This window comes from Citrobacter freundii complex sp. CFNIH4 (genome assembly GCF_002934505.1).
Taxonomy (GTDB): domain Bacteria; phylum Pseudomonadota; class Gammaproteobacteria; order Enterobacterales; family Enterobacteriaceae; genus Citrobacter; species Citrobacter freundii.
On record NZ_CP026231.1, the window covers coordinates 3,524,424 to 3,540,541 of the forward strand.

Consider the following 16,118-nt stretch of genomic DNA (forward strand, 5'->3'; position numbering starts at 1 on the left):
GTTGCTCACAGAAAAAACCCGGCTGGAAAGCCGGGTCTGCAACAATTACTGAGTTTTGGCTGGCGTTGCGGCTGATTGCCCCGCCGTCGGCTCAATCTGGAAGACGACATCAACCTGATCGTCAAACTGAATAACCGGCTGTTCGTAGGTTTCCTGAGCAGAAGCAGCAGGTGCGGCATCTGCTTTCATCATCCGTACCATCGGGCTCGGCTGATAATTGGAAACGTGGTAGCGCACGCTATACACCGGGCCAAGTTTGCTATTGAAGCCCGCAGCCAGTTGCTCTGCCTGATGAATAGCATCATCAATTGCCGCTTTACGCGCTTTATCTTTGTAAGCATCCGGTTGGGCAACACCAAGCGATACCGAACGGATCTCATTCAGACCAGCCTTCAGCGCGCCATCGAGCAGAGCGTTAAGTTTGTCCAGCTGACGCAGCGTGACTTCAACGGTGCGCACCGCACGATACCCTTTGAGGATACTTTTACCGTTCTGGTAGTCGTAATCCGGCTGGGTACGCAGGTTGGCCGCGCTAATGTCTTTCTTCGCTATCTGGTTCTGTTCAAGGAAGGACAGATATTGCGCCACGCGCTCATCGGCCTGCTTCTTCGCTGAAGCCGCATCCTTGGCAGCAACGTTCACTTCAATTGCCAGCGTAGCTATGTCTGGTGTCGCATCCACGCTTGCTGTTCCGGAAGTCACGATGTGCGGTCCATTTGGCAACTCATTTGCCTGTACCGATAGTGCGCTGAATCCGACTAATGCCGCCAGGGCCATTATTTTGAACTTCACGGTCGTTCCTCCATGTTTCAATAATTACCCCGAAACTCAGGGCACATGCAGGCAAGCTTAGACGATCTCGCTGCGTTGTCCATCAGACAACACTTAGTTGAACAACGCATGAACGTGCGCAACACCTTCTTTTGCCAGTTGAAAAGCAATAAACCACATCACTAATCCTACCAACGTATTGATGATGCGCTGCGCTTTAGCAGTGCGCAGACGCGGAGCCAGCCAGGCCGCCAGCAATGCCAGACCGAAAAACCACAGGAACGAAGCGCTGACGGTTCCCAGCGCAAACCAGCGCTTCGGCTCAACGTCCAGTTGCCCCCCCAGACTCCCCAGCACCACAAAGGTATCCAGGTAAACATGGGGATTGAGCCATGTCACCGCCAGCATGGTGGCGATGATTTTCCAGCGCCCCTGCTTCATCACCTCGGCACTGGCCAGTTCCAGATTACTGCTCATCGCCGTTTTTAACGCCCCGAAACCGTACCAGAGTAAAAAAGCCACCCCACCCCAGGTGACCAGCGCCATTAGCCATGGTGACTGCATCAGCAAGGCGCTACCGCCAAAGATCCCCGCACAAATCAGCACTAAATCGCTGATAGCACAGAGTAAAGCAATCATGATGTGATACTGGCGGCGAATGCCCTGGTTCATCACGAAGGCGTTTTGCGGACCAAGCGGAAGAATCATGGCCGCACCAAGTGCAAGCCCTTGAAAGTAATACGATAACACGTTAATCATCCCGAACTGTTTCTCTTAGGAGGAGACTATAGCGCGGGGAAAACATTAGCGGAAATGGATAATTTTAATCGCAGATTAGGGAAATTAATGGAAAGAAAGTTTTTATCGGCCCGGAAAGCAAAAGCGCCTCCGGGCGCGTAATTACTCTGCCGCGCGCTCTTTCACACGCTTGAAGTTCACATCCATCTGCGGATAAGGGAAGCTGATGCCGTTGGCATCGAACTCGCGCTTAATACGCTCCAGTACGTCCCAGTAGACGCTTTGCAGGTCGCTGCTATTGCTCCAGACGCGTACCACAAAATTAATTGAGGAAGCCCCCAGCTCATTCAGGCGCACCGTCATTTCACGGTCTTTAAGAATGCGATCTTCCGACTGAATGATATCGGTGAGGATTTTTTTCACCAGATCGATATCGGAGTCGTAAGCCACACCGATAATAAATTCGTTACGTCGAACCGGTTCACGAGAGAAGTTAATGATGTTCCCGGCGATGATTTTGCCGTTTGGGATCACAACAATCTTGCCATCCACGGTACGCATGGTGGTGGAGAAAATCTGCACGTTGAGCACGGTTCCAGCCACGCCGCCGAGATCGACATACTCACCCGCACGGAACGGACGGAACATTACCAGCAGGACACCTGCGGCGAGGTTGGACAGCGAACCTTGCAGCGCCAGACCGACGGCTAAACCTGCGGCACCGAGAACGGCGATCACGGAGGCTGTTTGCACCCCAACACGGCCCAGAGCGGCAATCAGCGTGAAAGCGATAATACCGTAACGCACCAGTGCAGAGAGGAAGTCGGCAACAGTGGCATCAATTTTACGCGCCAGCATCAGGCGGTTAACGGTATTTGATACAATGCGCGCCACGATCATACCGATAATGACAATCGCGATGGCCGCAACGATGTTGACGGCATAGCTCAACAGCAGTTCCTGGTTGCGCACCAGCCAGGTGCCCGCACCGTTTATGCTGTCGACAACATTCAAATCTTCCATTCAATATTCCTTTTTTGCTTACCCAAACGGGAGAAATAAAGCCGCCCTGACGGGACTGGCAACCTGACAAGGGTAAACAATAAACCTGGATTTTGCCAAACAGATCACAGAATTCTCTGCCAGCAGAGCGTTGACATAGCAATAAAAAAGGCCCGCATTTGCGGGCCTCATGTCACGTGGAACGGCGTAAATTACAGAACGTCAACCGCGTTCAGTTCTTTGAAAGCCTGTTCCAGACGGGTGATCATGCTTGCCTGACCAGCACGCAGCCATACGCGCGGATCGTAGTATTTCTTGTTCGGCTGATCTTCGCCTTTCGGGTTACCCAACTGGCCCTGCAGGTAAGCTTCGTTTGCTTTGTAGTAGTTCAGAACGCCTTCCCAGGTGGCCCATTGGGTATCGGTATCGATGTTCATTTTCACTACGCCGTAGCTTACGGAGTCTTTGATTTCCTGAGCAGTAGAACCGGAGCCGCCGTGGAAGACGAAGTTCAGGCTGTTGTGCGGCAGGTTATGTTTCTTAGAAACATAGTCCTGAGAGTCGCGCAGGATGGTCGGGGTCAGAACGACGTTACCCGGCTTGTAAACGCCGTGTACGTTACCGAAGGAAGCTGCGATGGTGAAACGCGGGCTGATCTTGCTCAGCTCGGTGTATGCGTAATCAACGTCTTCCGGCTGGGTGTACAGTGCAGAAGCGTCCATGTGGCTGTTGTCCACGCCATCTTCTTCGCCACCGGTGCAACCCAGTTCGATTTCCAGAGTCATGCCCATTTTGGACATGCGCGCCAGGTATTTGGAGCAGATTTCGATGTTCTCTTCCAGAGACTCTTCAGACAGGTCGATCATGTGAGAAGAGAACAGCGGTTTGCCGGTTGCTGCGAAGTGTTTTTCGCCCGCGTCCAGCAGACCGTCGATCCACGGCAGCAGTTTCTTCGCGCAGTGGTCAGTGTGCAGGATAACCGGAACACCGTAGTGTTCAGCCATCTGGTGAACGTGATGCGCGCCAGAGATAGCACCCAGGATTGCAGCGCCCTGAGGAACGTCGGACTTCACGCCTTTACCCGCGATGAAAGAAGCACCACCGTTGGAGAATTGTACGATTACTGGCGCTTTAACTTTTGCAGCAGTTTCCAAAACGGCGTTGATGGAGTCGGTACCCACGCAGTTAACAGCTGGCAGAGCAAAGTTGTTTTCTTTAGCTACCTGGAAAACTTTCTGTACGTCATCACCAGTGATTACGCCTGGTTTTACGAAATCAAAAATTTTAGACATTTTACGAGTCCTGTATCTTCGGCCTTGGAAAGGGCGCGCGCCCTAAAGCGCGCTAAAATAAGGGCAGGTTTCCCTGCCCATTAAATTCTTACTTTTTAGCACGCTCTTCGAGCATGGCTACTGCTGGCAGTACTTTGCCTTCCACGAATTCGAGGAACGCGCCGCCGCCAGTAGAGATGTAGGAGATTTTGTCAGCAATGCCGAACAGGTCGATTGCTGCCAGGGTGTCACCGCCGCCTGCGATAGAGAATGCTTCGCTGTCTGCGATGGCATTAGCAACGATTTCAGTACCTTTGCGGAAGTTCGGGAATTCGAACACGCCAACCGGGCCGTTCCACAGAATGGTTTTCGCATTCTTCAGAATGTCAGCCAGCTGCTGTGCAGAAGTGTCGCCGATATCCAGGATCTGCTCGTCTTCTTTTACATCGCTAACGGATTTCAGGGTAGCCGGTGCGGTTTCAGAGAATTCAGTCGCTACGCGAACGTCGGTTGGGACCGGGATGTCGCAAGTGGTCAGCAGACGCTTAGCTTCGTCAACCAGGTCAGCTTCGTACAGGGATTTACCCACGTTGTGACCTTGAGCAGCAACGAAGGTGTTCGCGATACCACCGCCAACAATCAGTTGGTCAGCGATTTTTGACAGAGAATCAAGAACGGTCAGTTTGGTAGAAACTTTAGAACCACCAACGATAGCAACCATCGGACGAGCAGGTTCTTTCAGTGCTTTACCCAGTGCATCCAGCTCGGCAGCGAGCAGCGGACCTGCACAAGCGACATCGGCGAATTTACCGATACCGTGGGTGGACGCCTGCGCACGGTGAGCAGTACCGAAAGCGTCCATAACGAATACGTCGCACAGAGCAGCATATTTTTTGGACAGCGCTTCGTCGTCTTTCTTCTCGCCTTTGTTGAAGCGAACGTTTTCCAGAACAACCAGTTCACCGGCAGCGATTTCAACGCCGTCCAGGTAATCTTTTACCAGGCGAACCGGAGCAGACAGTTTGTCTTTCAGGTAGTTAACAACCGGCAGCAGAGAGAATTCTTCGTTGTACTCGCCTTCGGTAGGACGACCCAGGTGGGAAGTTACCATCACTTTAGCACCCTGTTTCAGGGCCAGTTCGATGGTTGGCAGGGAAGCACGGATACGCGCATCGCTGGTTACTTTCCCTTCTTTAACTGGTACGTTCAGGTCCGCACGGATAAAAACGCGTTTACCAGCCAGATCCAGATCGGTCATCTTAATTACAGACATGGTGAATCCTCTCGTTGATTCATAAAGTTTTGTCGACGCTCAAGCGTCGAGCCTGAAACCAATAGCAGCCATCGCTAACGTCGTATCGAGCATACGGTTAGCAAAGCCCCATTCATTATCACACCAGACCAGCGTTTTGATCAGGTGAGCGCCACTCACGCGCGTTTGCGTACCATCAACGATGGCGCTGTGCGGGTCGTGGTTAAAATCTATTGAGACCAACGGTAATTCCGTATAGTCAACTATACCATGAAATGCACCTTGTGCTGCTTTTTGCAGCAACTGGTTGACTTCACTGGCTTTTACTGGTTTTTTCACCGTCACGCTTAAGTCGATCGCCGTCACATTTATGGTCGGTACACGCACCGCTATCGCTTCAAAACGATCGTTAAACTGCGGGAAAATTCGCGTGATGCCCGCCGCCAGTTTGGTATCAACCGGAATGATCGACTGGCTGGCCGCTCGCGTGCGACGCAGGTCAGGATGATAAGCATCAATAACCTGCTGATCGTGCATCGCGGAGTGGATCGTGGTGACGGTACCAGACTCAATGCCGTAAGCATCATCCAGCAATTTAATGACGGGTATTATGCAATTCGTGGTGCAGGAGGCATTGGAAACGATCCGGTGCTCAGCGCGCAGCTGATCCTGATTAACGCCAAACACAACGGTTGCGTCGATGTCGTGACTACCAGGATGTGAAAAGAGCACTTTCTTTGCGCCGGCGGCAATATGCGCCTCGCCGTGTTCGCGGCTGCCGAAGACCCCCGTACAATCCAGCACAACGTCGACACCCAGTTCGCGCCACGGAAGCGCATCGAGCGTTCGCTCATGCAGAATGCGGATCGCGTCATCGCCAACGATGAGCTGGTCTCGTTCCTGACGAACATCCCAGGCAAAACGCCCATGGCTGGTGTCATATTTCAACAAATGCGCCATGCCTGCAGCATCCGCCAGTTCGTTGATTGCCACCACGGTGATTTCCGCCCGACGCCCGGATTCATACAAAGCACGAACCACGTTGCGTCCGATGCGACCGAAACCATTAATCGCTACGCGTACGGTCATAGGTCTCCTGCAAGGATTTCTCAGAAACGATGTGGCAGACAGAGTAATGCAGCAAATCGCTCAGGGAAACCTTACCTGTCGCAAACTGCGACTAATTGGTTAATTGTCGAACATTTAATCGACTGAAACGCTTCAGCTAGAATAAGCGAAACGCGGAATAAAAGGAATGATTGTCCAGCAACAGAACACAGTTATCTGACTTACGTCACATTTTAACGTCCTTCAACGCGACTTTTATTCCATATTCCAGAATTACGAATAACCGTAGCAAGATTATTTCGTTGCCATGTCACAAATCCTGATTTATATCAGAAAGCTCCCTAACCCGTGTCTATATTATCAGCGCAACGTCCGAGTCTCGGAGTCCCTCAACTATGGCAACATTCTATCCCCAACCATCTGAAGCTCGCTTTCATGCGCTGCGTTTATTACCGGGCCAGGAAGTCTTTTCAGCGCTACACGCTTTTATCCAGCAGCATCAACTACAGGCAGCCTGGATAGCGGGTTGCACCGGCAGTTTGACCAACATTGCTCTGCGCTTCGCCGGACGTGAAGAAACCACATTACTTACGGGTACGTGGGAAATTATCTCTCTGAACGGCACGCTGGAACTTACCGGCGAGCATCTCCATCTGGCGGTTGCTGACCCACACGGCGCGATGCTGGGCGGGCACATGATGCCGGGCTGTACCGTGCGAACTACGCTGGAACTGGTGATTGGCGAGTTGACGTCTCTGGCATTCAGCCGTCAGCCCTGCGCCGTTTCCGGTTATGACGAACTGGTTATTTCATCCCGCTAACGCTTCACTTATACGAGGTCTTTATATGGCGCGTCGCCAATTTTCCAGCCAGTCTCTGGTTCTTATTGTCATTGCTATCGCCATCAACATGGTCGGTGGGCAGCTTATCAGCATGTTAAAATTACCTATTTTTCTCGACTCGATTGGCACGTTGATCAGCGCGGTGCTGTTAGGTCCGGTTGTGGGGATGCTAACCGGATTACTCACTAACCTGTTGTGGGGGTTGCTGACCGATCCGATCGCCGCCGCCTTTGCGCCCGTCGCCATGGTTATTGGACTGGTCGCCGGTTGGCTGGCACGGGCGGGATGGTTTCGCACCTTACCCAAAGTCGTGGTCAGCGGCGTAATTATCACGCTTGCCGTGACCCTCGTTGCCGTGCCGATTCGCACGACTCTGTTCGGGGGTGTCACCGGCAGCGGCGCCGATCTTTTTGTCGCCTGGATGCACTCGGTCGGTCAGAACCTGGTTGAGTCCGTCGCCATCACCGTCATCGGAGCGAATCTGGTCGATAAAATCCTCACGGCAATCATCGTCTGGGTGCTGCTGCGACAACTTCCGCTGCGCACAACGCGCCATTTCCCTACGATGTCTGCCGTGCGCTAAATGCATCCGTTTACGTCGTTAACTCTGTGGGTGCTTGCCGCCTGCTCCACGCTCCTGCTGCCAGCCGGAGTGCCGCTCAGCTTGTACAGCGCCGCGACGTTTGTCGGTTTGCTATGTATGAAGGCTACGCGGTCGCGGGCGAAATACGTACTCTGGCTGATGATCCCCTTAGGACTGGGGCTATGGCTGGTACACGGCGGATGGCTTACCGAGTGGATTAGCGGGCAGCCGCGCACACCAGAACGCTGGGCCGATGCCGTTACGCTCTGGCTGCGGATCCTCGCCATTGTGTCGACATCGCAGATGTGGATGCAGTACGTGCCGGTTGCGCGCTTTATGCGCGCCCTGTTTGCTTCACGCCTGCCGCCAGGCGTTGCCTATCTGTTCGCAGGCCCGCTGCTGGTGGTTGAACAGCTCAAACACCAATTGGCGATTATTCACGAGGCTCAGCGCGCACGCGGCGTACCGCTGGATGAGTCCTGGTACCAACGTTTACGCGCTATGCCGGCATTAATTGTGCCGCTCACCCATAACGCGCTCAATGACTTGGCCGTTCGCGGTGCAGCGCTCGATATGCGGGGATTTCGCCTGCATCGCACTCGCACCACGCTGTGGGCGCCACCAGACAGCACCTTACAACGTCTGGCCCGCTACGGTATGGTGGTTCTGATGGCAGTTGAGACAGGAATCTGGATATGGTTACGTTAGAGCAGTTTCGCTATATTCCGACGCACGCTATGCGGCCATCCGCCTGTTACGATTTCCATTACGCCGGGCCTGGTATGGTGGCTATTTTTGGTGAGAACGGCAGCGGGAAAAGTACGCTGGCACAGCTGATGGCTGGCTGGTACCCCGACTTCCTTCCGGGAGAAATTGAGGGCACAGGCACGCTACTGGGTAATCCCATCGGGCAACTATCGCTGGTCGAGCAGTCGAGTACCATCCAGCTTGTGCAGCAGTCACCTTACCTGCAGCTTTCAGGTTGTACTTTCAGCGTGGAGGAAGAAGTGGCGTTTGGCCCGGAAAATCTCTGCCTTACCGAGACTGAAATTATGCAGCGCATAGATGCCGCCCTTACGCTGACGGAATGTCAGCCTCTGCGCCATCGTCATCCCGGCACCCTTTCCGGCGGGGAAACCCAGCGGGTAGTCATTGCCAGCGCACTCGCCATGCAGCCGAAAATATTGATTCTGGATGAAGCGTTCAGTCGCCTGACGGCGCAAGCCACGGCAATGCTGCTGGCGCGACTGCAACAGTGGGCACAGGAACAGCATGCTTTGGTGATACTTTTCGAACGCAACCCTTCACCTTTTCTCAGCTACTGCCAGCAGGCATGGCAGCTGCGCGACGGAGCATTGTCATCACTATGCTGACGCTAAACCAGATCAGCTATCGCTGGCCGAACGCCGCCGATGACTGTTTACGCAATATTTCGCTGGAACTCCAGGAGGGGGAATGGCTGGCGCTAACGGGCGATAATGGCGCAGGAAAATCCACGCTGTTGCGCATCATGGCCGGGCTACTGACGCCCTCATCCGGCACAATAACCGTTCAAAATCGTGCGATTGCGCAACTGAAAAACCGGGAGCGCGCCAGGGTGCTCGGCGTACTGTTTCAGGAGGCGGAGAATCAAATCTTTCACAGCAAGGTTGCAGAGGAAGTGGCCTTCGGATTACGGCTACAGAAGCTTCCGGCGACTGAAATTGCGCAACGCACGATGGCGGCGCTGCGATTATGTCAGTTAGAGGATGTCGCCGACGCGCACCCGCTCGATCTGCATACGGCACAACGACGTATGGTTGCCGTCGCCAGTCTGGAAGCCCTCAAACCCGCTATTCTACTGCTGGATGAGCCCAGTCGGGACTTTGATGCACACTGGCTTGGCGTCTTCGAAAACTGGCTGGCAGTGTGTCGTACACGTGGCGCCAGCGTTGTAGCGATCAGTCATGACGCTGCATTTACGCAGCGCCATTTTTCGCGCATAGTACGTCTTGAAGCAGGTCAGCTACGCACGTAACTACCCTGAGAAGCAAAAAACGGGCCGCCTAAGCGACCCGTTTTCACCTGTAATCGAAATTACAGCAGTTCTTTTGCTTTCGCGACCACGTTGTCTACGGTGAAGCCGAATTCTTCAAACAGCAGTTCCGCCGGTGCAGACTCACCAAAGGTAGTCATACCAACAATAGCGCCGTTCAGGCCCACGTATTTGAACCAGTAGTCAGCAATGCCAGCTTCGATAGCGACGCGAGCAGAGACGGCTTTCGGCAGTACGGATTCACGGTAAGCCGCATCCTGCTTGTCGAATGCATCGGTAGACGGCATGGAAACCACGCGCGCTTTCACGCCTTCAGCGGTCAGTTTGTCCCAGGCAGCCACGGCAAGTTCAACTTCAGAACCGGTGGCGATGAAGATCAACTCCGGCTGACCCGCGCAATCTTTCAGCACGTAGCCACCGCGAGCGATGTTCGCCAGTTGCTCTGCAGTACGTTCCTGCTGCGCCAGGTTCTGACGGGAGAGGATCAGCGCGGTCGGGCCGTCCTGACGCTCAACACCGTATTTCCATGCTACTGCGGATTCAACCTGGTCACACGGACGCCATGTGCTCATGTTCGGGGTCACACGCAGAGAAGCAACCTGCTCTACCGGCTGGTGAGTCGGGCCATCTTCACCCAGACCGATGGAGTCGTGAGTATAGACCATCACCTGACGCTGTTTCATCAGCGCAGCCATACGCACCGCGTTACGGGCATATTCCACGAACATCAGGAAGGTGGAGGTGTACGGCAGGAAACCACCATGCAGGGAAATACCGTTTGCGATAGCGGTCATACCGAATTCACGTACACCGTAATGGATGTAGTTACCGGCAGTATCTTCGTTGATGGCCTTAGAACCAGACCACAGAGTCAGGTTAGACGGTGCCAGGTCAGCAGAGCCGCCGAGGAATTCAGGCAGCAGAGGACCGAAGGCTTCAATCGCGTTCTGAGACGCTTTACGACTGGCGATTTTCGCCGGGTTAGCCTGCAGCTTAGCAATGAACTCGTTGGCTTTCGCGTCGAAGTCAGACGGCATTTCACCTTTCATACGACGGGTGAATTCAGCAGCTTCCTGCGGGAAAGCTTTGGCATAAGCAGCGAACTTCTCGTTCCATGCGGCTTCTTTTGCCTGGCCGGCTTCTTTCGCATCCCACTGCGCGTAGATTTCAGACGGGATTTCGAACGGCGCGTATTTCCAGCCCAGCTGTTCGCGGGTCAGTGCGATTTCTGCATCGCCCAGCGGTGCACCGTGAGAGTCGTGGGTACCGGCTTTGTTCGGAGAACCGAAACCGATGATGGTTTTGCACATCAGCAGGGACGGTTTGTCGGTCACTGCGCGTGCTTCTTCAACAGCGCGTTTAATCGCGTCAGCATCGTGACCATCTACGCCACGAATCACGTGCCAGCCGTAAGCTTCGAAACGCTTCGCGGTGTCATCGGTGAACCAGCCTTCAACGTGGCCATCGATAGAGATGCCGTTATCATCGTAGAACGCAACCAGTTTACCCAGTTTCAGCGTACCAGCCAGGGAACATACCTCGTGAGAGATACCTTCCATCATGCAGCCGTCGCCCATGAAAGCATAGGTGAAGTGGTCAACGATGTCGTGACCAGGACGGTTAAACTGCGCCGCCAGCGTTTTTTCAGCGATAGCCATACCCACTGCATTCGCAATGCCCTGACCCAAAGGACCGGTCGTGGTTTCAACACCCGCGGTGTAACCCACTTCCGGGTGACCCGGCGTTTTGGAGTGCAGCTGACGGAAGTTCTGCAGCTCGGACATCGGCAGATCATAGCCGGTGAGGTGCAGCAGGCTGTAAATCAGCATTGAACCGTGGCCGTTAGACAGCACGAAACGGTCACGGTCAGCCCAGGACGGGTTAGTCGGGTTGTGGTTCAGGAAATCACGCCACAGGACTTCGGCAATGTCAGCCATACCCATCGGGGCACCCGGGTGACCGGATTTGGCTTTCTGTACTGCGTCCATGCTCAGCGCACGAATAGCATTGGCAAGCTCTTTACGTGAGGACATTTTGACTCCAGATCGGATAATGAAGGCCACGCCCTAAACGACTTGACGACAGCGCGTTTTGGGCTACGCCGGAAAAAAGTGCCAACAATGTAACCCAAGCCGCGTGTCATGTACATGGAGCATCCTTTTACCGCTTCAGAAATCTCTGGATCATGCGCGCAAGTTGCGCAATCTTCTCGCCCGCTTATTGTTCTTTTCTTTATACTTATGCCGAGCGTCGGTTCACCTGCAAACGACGCATTTTTTAGAATAATCCTGACTTTGTGCGGAAGAGAAAAAATGAAAATTCGCGCTTTACTGCTTGCTACGAGCATGGCGGCGGCATTGACCGGCTGCCAGAACATGGACTCAAACGGACTGCTTTCCTCAGGCGCAGAGGCTTTCCAGGCCTACAGTCTGAGCGATGCGCAGGTAAAAGCGCTGAGCGATCAGGCCTGTAAGGATATGGACAGCAAAGCTACCATCGCCCCGGCTGGCAGCGAGTATGCAACGCGTCTTGGCAAAATCGCCGCCGCGCTTGGCGATAACATTAACGGCCAGCCGGTGAACTACAAAGTCTATATGGCGAAAGATGTAAATGCCTTTGCCATGGCGAACGGCTGTATCCGCGTATACAGCGGCCTGATGGATATGATGACCGACAACGAAGTCGAAGCGGTGATCGGCCACGAAATGGGTCACGTTGCGCTGGGTCACGTGAAAAAAGGGATGCAGGTTGCGCTGGGTACGAACGCCGTGCGGGCAGCTGCGGCTTCCGCTGGCGGGATTGTCGGCAGCCTGTCGCAATCGCAATTGGGCGATCTTGGCGAGAAACTGGTGAACTCGCAGTTCTCCCAGCGTCAGGAATCCGAGGCGGATGATTACTCGTATGATCTGTTGCGCAAACGTGGGATCAATCCGGCTGGCTTAGCCACCAGTTTTGAGAAACTGGCAAAACTGGAAGCAGGACGTCAAAGCTCAATGTTTGACGATCATCCGGCATCCGCAGAACGTGCGCAACATATTCGCGATCGCATGAGCGCAGACGGGATCAAATAATCTTCGAACAGTGCCGGATGGCGGCGTGAACGCCTTATCCGGCCTACAGAATTACAAATTTAGTCCAGCGATCGGGCGTTATTGGCGAAGCCAGTTTGAGACCGGACAGCGCACAGCCACCGGAGCGTACACGTAGTACGTGAGGATGGCGAGCACTGCCCGGGTTCAAAATGGCGAGTAAAATAGCCCGAAACCGTTACTCGCCTTTTTTCGCCGCCTGGATATAGAGCATTTCTAATGCTAACGTTGCCGCCGCCAGTGCGGTGATCTCTGACTGATCGTAGGCCGGAGCCACTTCAACAACATCCATCCCGACGATGTTCAGATCTTTCAGACCACGTACCAGTTTAATAGCACGATCGGAAGTCAGACCGCCGATCACTGGCGTACCGGTTCCTGGTGCAAACGCCGGGTCCAGACAGTCGATATCAAAAGTCAGGTATACCGGCATATCACCGACAATCTGCTTAACCTGAGCGATAATGTCATCAACGCTGCGGTCGTTAACCTGGCACGCATCCAGTACGGTAAAGCCGTTGTCTTTGTCGAACTCGGTACGAATACCGATCTGCACAGAGTGATTCGGATCGATCAGACCTTCGTTCGGCGCAGTGTAGAACATGGTGCCGTGGTCGAATTCGCAGCCGTTCGCGTAGGTGTCGGTGTGGGCATCAAAGTGCACCAGCGCCATTTTACCAAAGTGCTTAGCGTGCGCGCGCAGCAGCGGCAGCGTGACGAAGTGGTCGCCGCCAAAGGAGAGCATGCGCTTACCGGCAGACAGCAGCTTCTCAGCATGCGCCTGCAGTTTTTCACTCATTTCACGCGCATCCCCGAACGCATAAACCAGATCGCCGCAGTCCACCACGTTCAGGCGCTCGCGCATATCGAAGTTCCACGGGAATCGGTTGTGCTCCCAGGCCAGGTTGGTGGACACCTGACGGATTGCCGCCGGACCATGACGCCCGCCCGCACGACCAGACGTTGCCATATCAAACGGTACACCGGTGATCACCCAGTCGGCGTCGCTATCGTACGGCATAAAGTTCATCGGCAGACGTAAAAAACCAAAGGCGTTAGAAACCAGGGAGTTGTCGTATTGATGACCTAAGGTGCTCATGTACTGACCTCTTTAAAAATCGATGAAAAAAAATCCCCTCCGCGTCGTTAAGCCCGACGAGGAAGGGATTGATTTGGTAACTGCATATTTACGGCAAATTATCGCCGTTATTTTGTACGGATTCAAGTGAGTGCCACAAATGCTGCCCCCGCGGATTCCGACTGCCGGATGGCGGCTTCGCCTTATCCGGCCTACTTTCGTAGGAACGGTAAGCGCAGCACCACCTGGCATTTATCGTTACTCATCTTCCAGATAAGTATAACCGTACAGACCGGCTTCAAACTCTTCGAGGAACTGCTGTTGCAGCTCAGCGTCCAGATCGGTGTTTTTCACCTGGTCACGGAACTGCGTCAGCAGGGTGTTCGGATCCAGCTGCACGTATTGCAGCATATCCGCCACGGTATCCCCTTCGTCGGACAGCTCAACTTCTACGCTGCCGTCAGGGAAGACGAACACGTCAACCGCTTCGGTATCACCAAACAAGTTGTGCATGTTGCCGAGGATCTCCTGGTACGCACCCACCATAAAGAAGCCCAGCATCGGCGGGTTCTCAGGGTCGTATTCCGGCATCGGCATGGTGGTCGCAATGCCATCACCATCAACGTAGTGGTCGATAGCGCCATCAGAGTCACAGGTGATATCCAACAGCACCGCACGGCGTTCAGGCACCTGATTCAACCCTTCCAGCGGCATTACCGGGAACAGCTGATCGATCCCCCACGCATCCGGCATCGACTGGAACAGCGAGAAGTTGACGTAAATCTTATCCGCCATACGCTCCTGCAGCTCGTCGATAATCGGACGGTGCGCACGGTTGCTCGGGTCGAGTTGTTTCTGCACTTCATGGCACATGTTCAGATACAGCTGCTCTGCCCACGCACGCTCCTGCAGGCTAAAGGTGCCTGAAGAGTACCCAACGTGAATATCGTGCAGATCCATCTGGCTGTCGTGCAGCCATTCACGCAGCGAACGACGGGTTCCCGGTTCATGCATCTCTTGCCAGGTTTCCCACATGCTTTGCAGGGCACGTGGCGCATCGTCAGCCGGAGGCGTGGCTTCGGTGTGTTCGCTACGCTCAACGCCGATAATGTTAGATACCAGCACGGTATGGTGCGCGGTTACCGCGCGGCCAGACTCGGTGATTACCGTCGGATGCGGCAGACCGTGTTCTTCACAGGCGTCGCCAATAGCCCAGATGATGTTGTTGGCGTATTCGTTCAAACCGTAGTTTACGGAACAGTCAGACTGCGAACGGGTACCTTCGTAATCCACGCCCAGACCACCGCCCACGTCGAAGCACTGGATATTGACGCCAAGCTTGTGCAGCTCAACGTAGAAACGCGCCGACTCACGTACGCCGGTGGCGATATCACGAATGTTCGCCATTTGGGAGCCGAGATGGAAGTGCAGCAACTGGATGCTGTCCAGACGACCACGCTCGCGCAGAATTTCTACCAGTTGCAGCACCTGGTTTGCCGCCAGGCCGAATTTTGATTTTTCACCGCCGGAGGACTGCCACTTGCCAGAGCCCTGCGACGCCAGACGCGCACGCACGCCCAGACGCGGAACGACATTCAGGCGTTCAGCTTCATCCAGCACGATAGCGATTTCAGACATCTTCTCGATGACCAGATAGACCTTATGGCCCATCTTCTCGCCAATCAGCGCCAGACGGATATATTCGCGGTCTTTATAACCGTTACACACGATCACGCTACGGGTCATTCCGGCATGGGCCAGAACGGCCATCAATTCAGCTTTGGAACCAGCTTCCAGCCCCAGCGGTTCGCCGGAGTGGATCAGCGATTCAATCACGCGACGATGCTGGTTGACCTTGATCGGGTAAACGAGGAAATAGTCACCGTTGTAGCCGTAGGATTCACGGGCGCGTTTAAACGCGGCGTTAATCGAACGCAAACGATGTTGCAGGATCTGCGGGAAGCAGAACAATGCAGGCAGACGCTGGCCCTGCGCTTCACGGGCTTTCACCAACTCAGCAAGGTCAACGCGCGCTTCGGGTACGTCCGGATCCGGGCACACGCTGATGTGGCCCAGTTCATTGACGTCGTAGTAGTTATTACCCCACCAGGCAATATTGTAAGTACGCAGCATCTTGCTGGCTTCCTGGGAACTCATTGCAACCTCCTGCATGGAGCGTAGTACACCGTGTTCGCCTGCTGACGAAGGCGAACCCAAAGAAATGTCGTCAGACATAGCGAACCTCAAATTTTATTAACAAGTGTAAAACAGTTGACTACTATCGCAATCCGAAGACGCGATAACAACCCAAATACAGGCAGAATTTGCAGCAGATAGTGCTGACGCTCCGACTGTGCGACCGGTTTCTTTTTCATATCAATGTAAACAC

The 16,118-nt window shown here is 54.1% G+C and carries 16 protein-coding genes; 6 read left to right on the forward strand and 10 right to left on the reverse strand.

From position 1 onward, the window contains the following. Positions 1-45 precede the first annotated feature (45 nt). The 6 genes from C2U41_RS18035 to epd all read right to left on the reverse strand — a co-directional run bounded on the left by C2U41_RS18035 (position 46) and on the right by epd (position 6,123). Positions 46-792, reverse strand: a complete 747-nt coding sequence (locus C2U41_RS18035; RefSeq protein WP_103848964.1) for an oxidative stress defense protein — start codon at positions 790-792, stop codon at positions 46-48. A 93-nt stretch (positions 793-885) separates the two neighbouring features. Then, positions 886-1,521 carry an arginine exporter ArgO gene (argO, locus tag C2U41_RS18040; protein ID WP_003027005.1) on the reverse strand — a complete coding sequence of 212 codons (636 nt, stop codon included), beginning with the start codon at positions 1,519-1,521 and terminating at the stop codon, positions 886-888. A 150-nt stretch (positions 1,522-1,671) separates the two neighbouring features. Continuing rightward, positions 1,672-2,532 carry a small-conductance mechanosensitive channel MscS gene (locus C2U41_RS18045; protein WP_032937416.1) on the reverse strand — a complete coding sequence of 287 codons (861 nt, stop codon included), beginning with the start codon at positions 2,530-2,532 and terminating at the stop codon, positions 1,672-1,674. A gap of 191 nt (positions 2,533-2,723) precedes the next feature. Beyond that, positions 2,724-3,803, reverse strand: a complete 1,080-nt coding sequence (gene fbaA / locus C2U41_RS18050; RefSeq protein ID WP_103848965.1) for a class II fructose-bisphosphate aldolase — start codon at positions 3,801-3,803, stop codon at positions 2,724-2,726. An 88-nt stretch (positions 3,804-3,891) separates the two neighbouring features. Beyond that, positions 3,892-5,055 carry a phosphoglycerate kinase gene (pgk, locus tag C2U41_RS18055; protein ID WP_103848966.1) on the reverse strand — a complete coding sequence of 388 codons (1,164 nt, stop codon included), beginning with the start codon at positions 5,053-5,055 and terminating at the stop codon, positions 3,892-3,894. Positions 5,056-5,094: 39 nt separating this feature from the next. After that, the gene (epd, locus tag C2U41_RS18060; protein ID WP_103848967.1) at positions 5,095-6,123 is read right to left on the reverse strand and encodes an erythrose-4-phosphate dehydrogenase; all 1,029 of its coding nucleotides are present in this window, start codon (positions 6,121-6,123) and stop codon (positions 5,095-5,097) included. A gap of 374 nt (positions 6,124-6,497) precedes the next feature. Between epd and C2U41_RS18070 the strand changes: the two genes are divergently transcribed. From C2U41_RS18070 to C2U41_RS18090, 5 genes are read left to right on the forward strand one after another with little or no spacing between them, the layout of a single operon-like run. Further along, positions 6,498-6,923, forward strand: coding sequence for a PPC domain-containing DNA-binding protein (locus tag C2U41_RS18070; protein ID WP_003027037.1), 426 nt, complete (start codon positions 6,498-6,500; stop codon positions 6,921-6,923). Between the two features lie 25 nt (positions 6,924-6,948). Next, positions 6,949-7,527, forward strand: coding sequence for an ECF transporter S component (locus tag C2U41_RS18075; protein ID WP_003027040.1), 579 nt, complete (start codon positions 6,949-6,951; stop codon positions 7,525-7,527). Continuing rightward, positions 7,528-8,235 carry an energy-coupling factor transporter transmembrane component T gene (locus tag C2U41_RS18080; protein ID WP_046670309.1) on the forward strand — a complete coding sequence of 236 codons (708 nt, stop codon included), beginning with the start codon at positions 7,528-7,530 and terminating at the stop codon, positions 8,233-8,235. Beyond that, positions 8,223-8,900, forward strand: coding sequence for an ABC transporter ATP-binding protein (locus C2U41_RS18085; RefSeq protein ID WP_103848968.1), 678 nt, complete (start codon positions 8,223-8,225; stop codon positions 8,898-8,900). The genes C2U41_RS18080 and C2U41_RS18085 overlap by 13 nt, the downstream gene beginning before the upstream one ends. Continuing rightward, the gene (locus C2U41_RS18090) at positions 8,894-9,544 is read left to right on the forward strand and encodes an ABC transporter ATP-binding protein (protein ID WP_103848969.1); all 651 of its coding nucleotides are present in this window, start codon (positions 8,894-8,896) and stop codon (positions 9,542-9,544) included. The genes C2U41_RS18085 and C2U41_RS18090 overlap by 7 nt, the downstream gene beginning before the upstream one ends. A 59-nt stretch (positions 9,545-9,603) precedes the next feature. On the opposite strand, the gene tkt is transcribed toward C2U41_RS18090, so the two are convergent. Beyond that, positions 9,604-11,595, reverse strand: a complete 1,992-nt coding sequence (gene tkt / locus C2U41_RS18095; protein ID WP_003027049.1) for a transketolase — start codon at positions 11,593-11,595, stop codon at positions 9,604-9,606. 279 nt (positions 11,596-11,874) lie between these two features. Here tkt and C2U41_RS18100 point away from each other — a divergent pair, with 279 nt between their 5' ends. Next, on the forward strand, positions 11,875-12,633 hold the full coding sequence (locus C2U41_RS18100) for a M48 family metallopeptidase (protein ID WP_003027053.1): 759 nt from the start codon (positions 11,875-11,877) through the stop codon (positions 12,631-12,633). Between the two features lie 196 nt (positions 12,634-12,829). Here the strand turns inward: C2U41_RS18100 and speB are convergent, their stop codons facing one another. From speB to yqgB, 3 genes are all read right to left on the reverse strand, one after another. Continuing rightward, positions 12,830-13,750, reverse strand: coding sequence for an agmatinase (speB, locus tag C2U41_RS18110; RefSeq protein ID WP_003027056.1), 921 nt, complete (start codon positions 13,748-13,750; stop codon positions 12,830-12,832). A gap of 237 nt (positions 13,751-13,987) precedes the next feature. After that, positions 13,988-15,964 carry a biosynthetic arginine decarboxylase gene (gene speA / locus C2U41_RS18120; RefSeq protein ID WP_003027059.1) on the reverse strand — a complete coding sequence of 659 codons (1,977 nt, stop codon included), beginning with the start codon at positions 15,962-15,964 and terminating at the stop codon, positions 13,988-13,990. Between the two features lie 8 nt (positions 15,965-15,972). Next, a complete protein-coding gene (yqgB, locus tag C2U41_RS18125) occupies positions 15,973-16,104 on the reverse strand; it encodes an acid stress response protein YqgB (RefSeq protein WP_003027062.1) in 132 nt (43 codons plus the stop codon). Positions 16,105-16,118 lie beyond the last annotated feature (14 nt).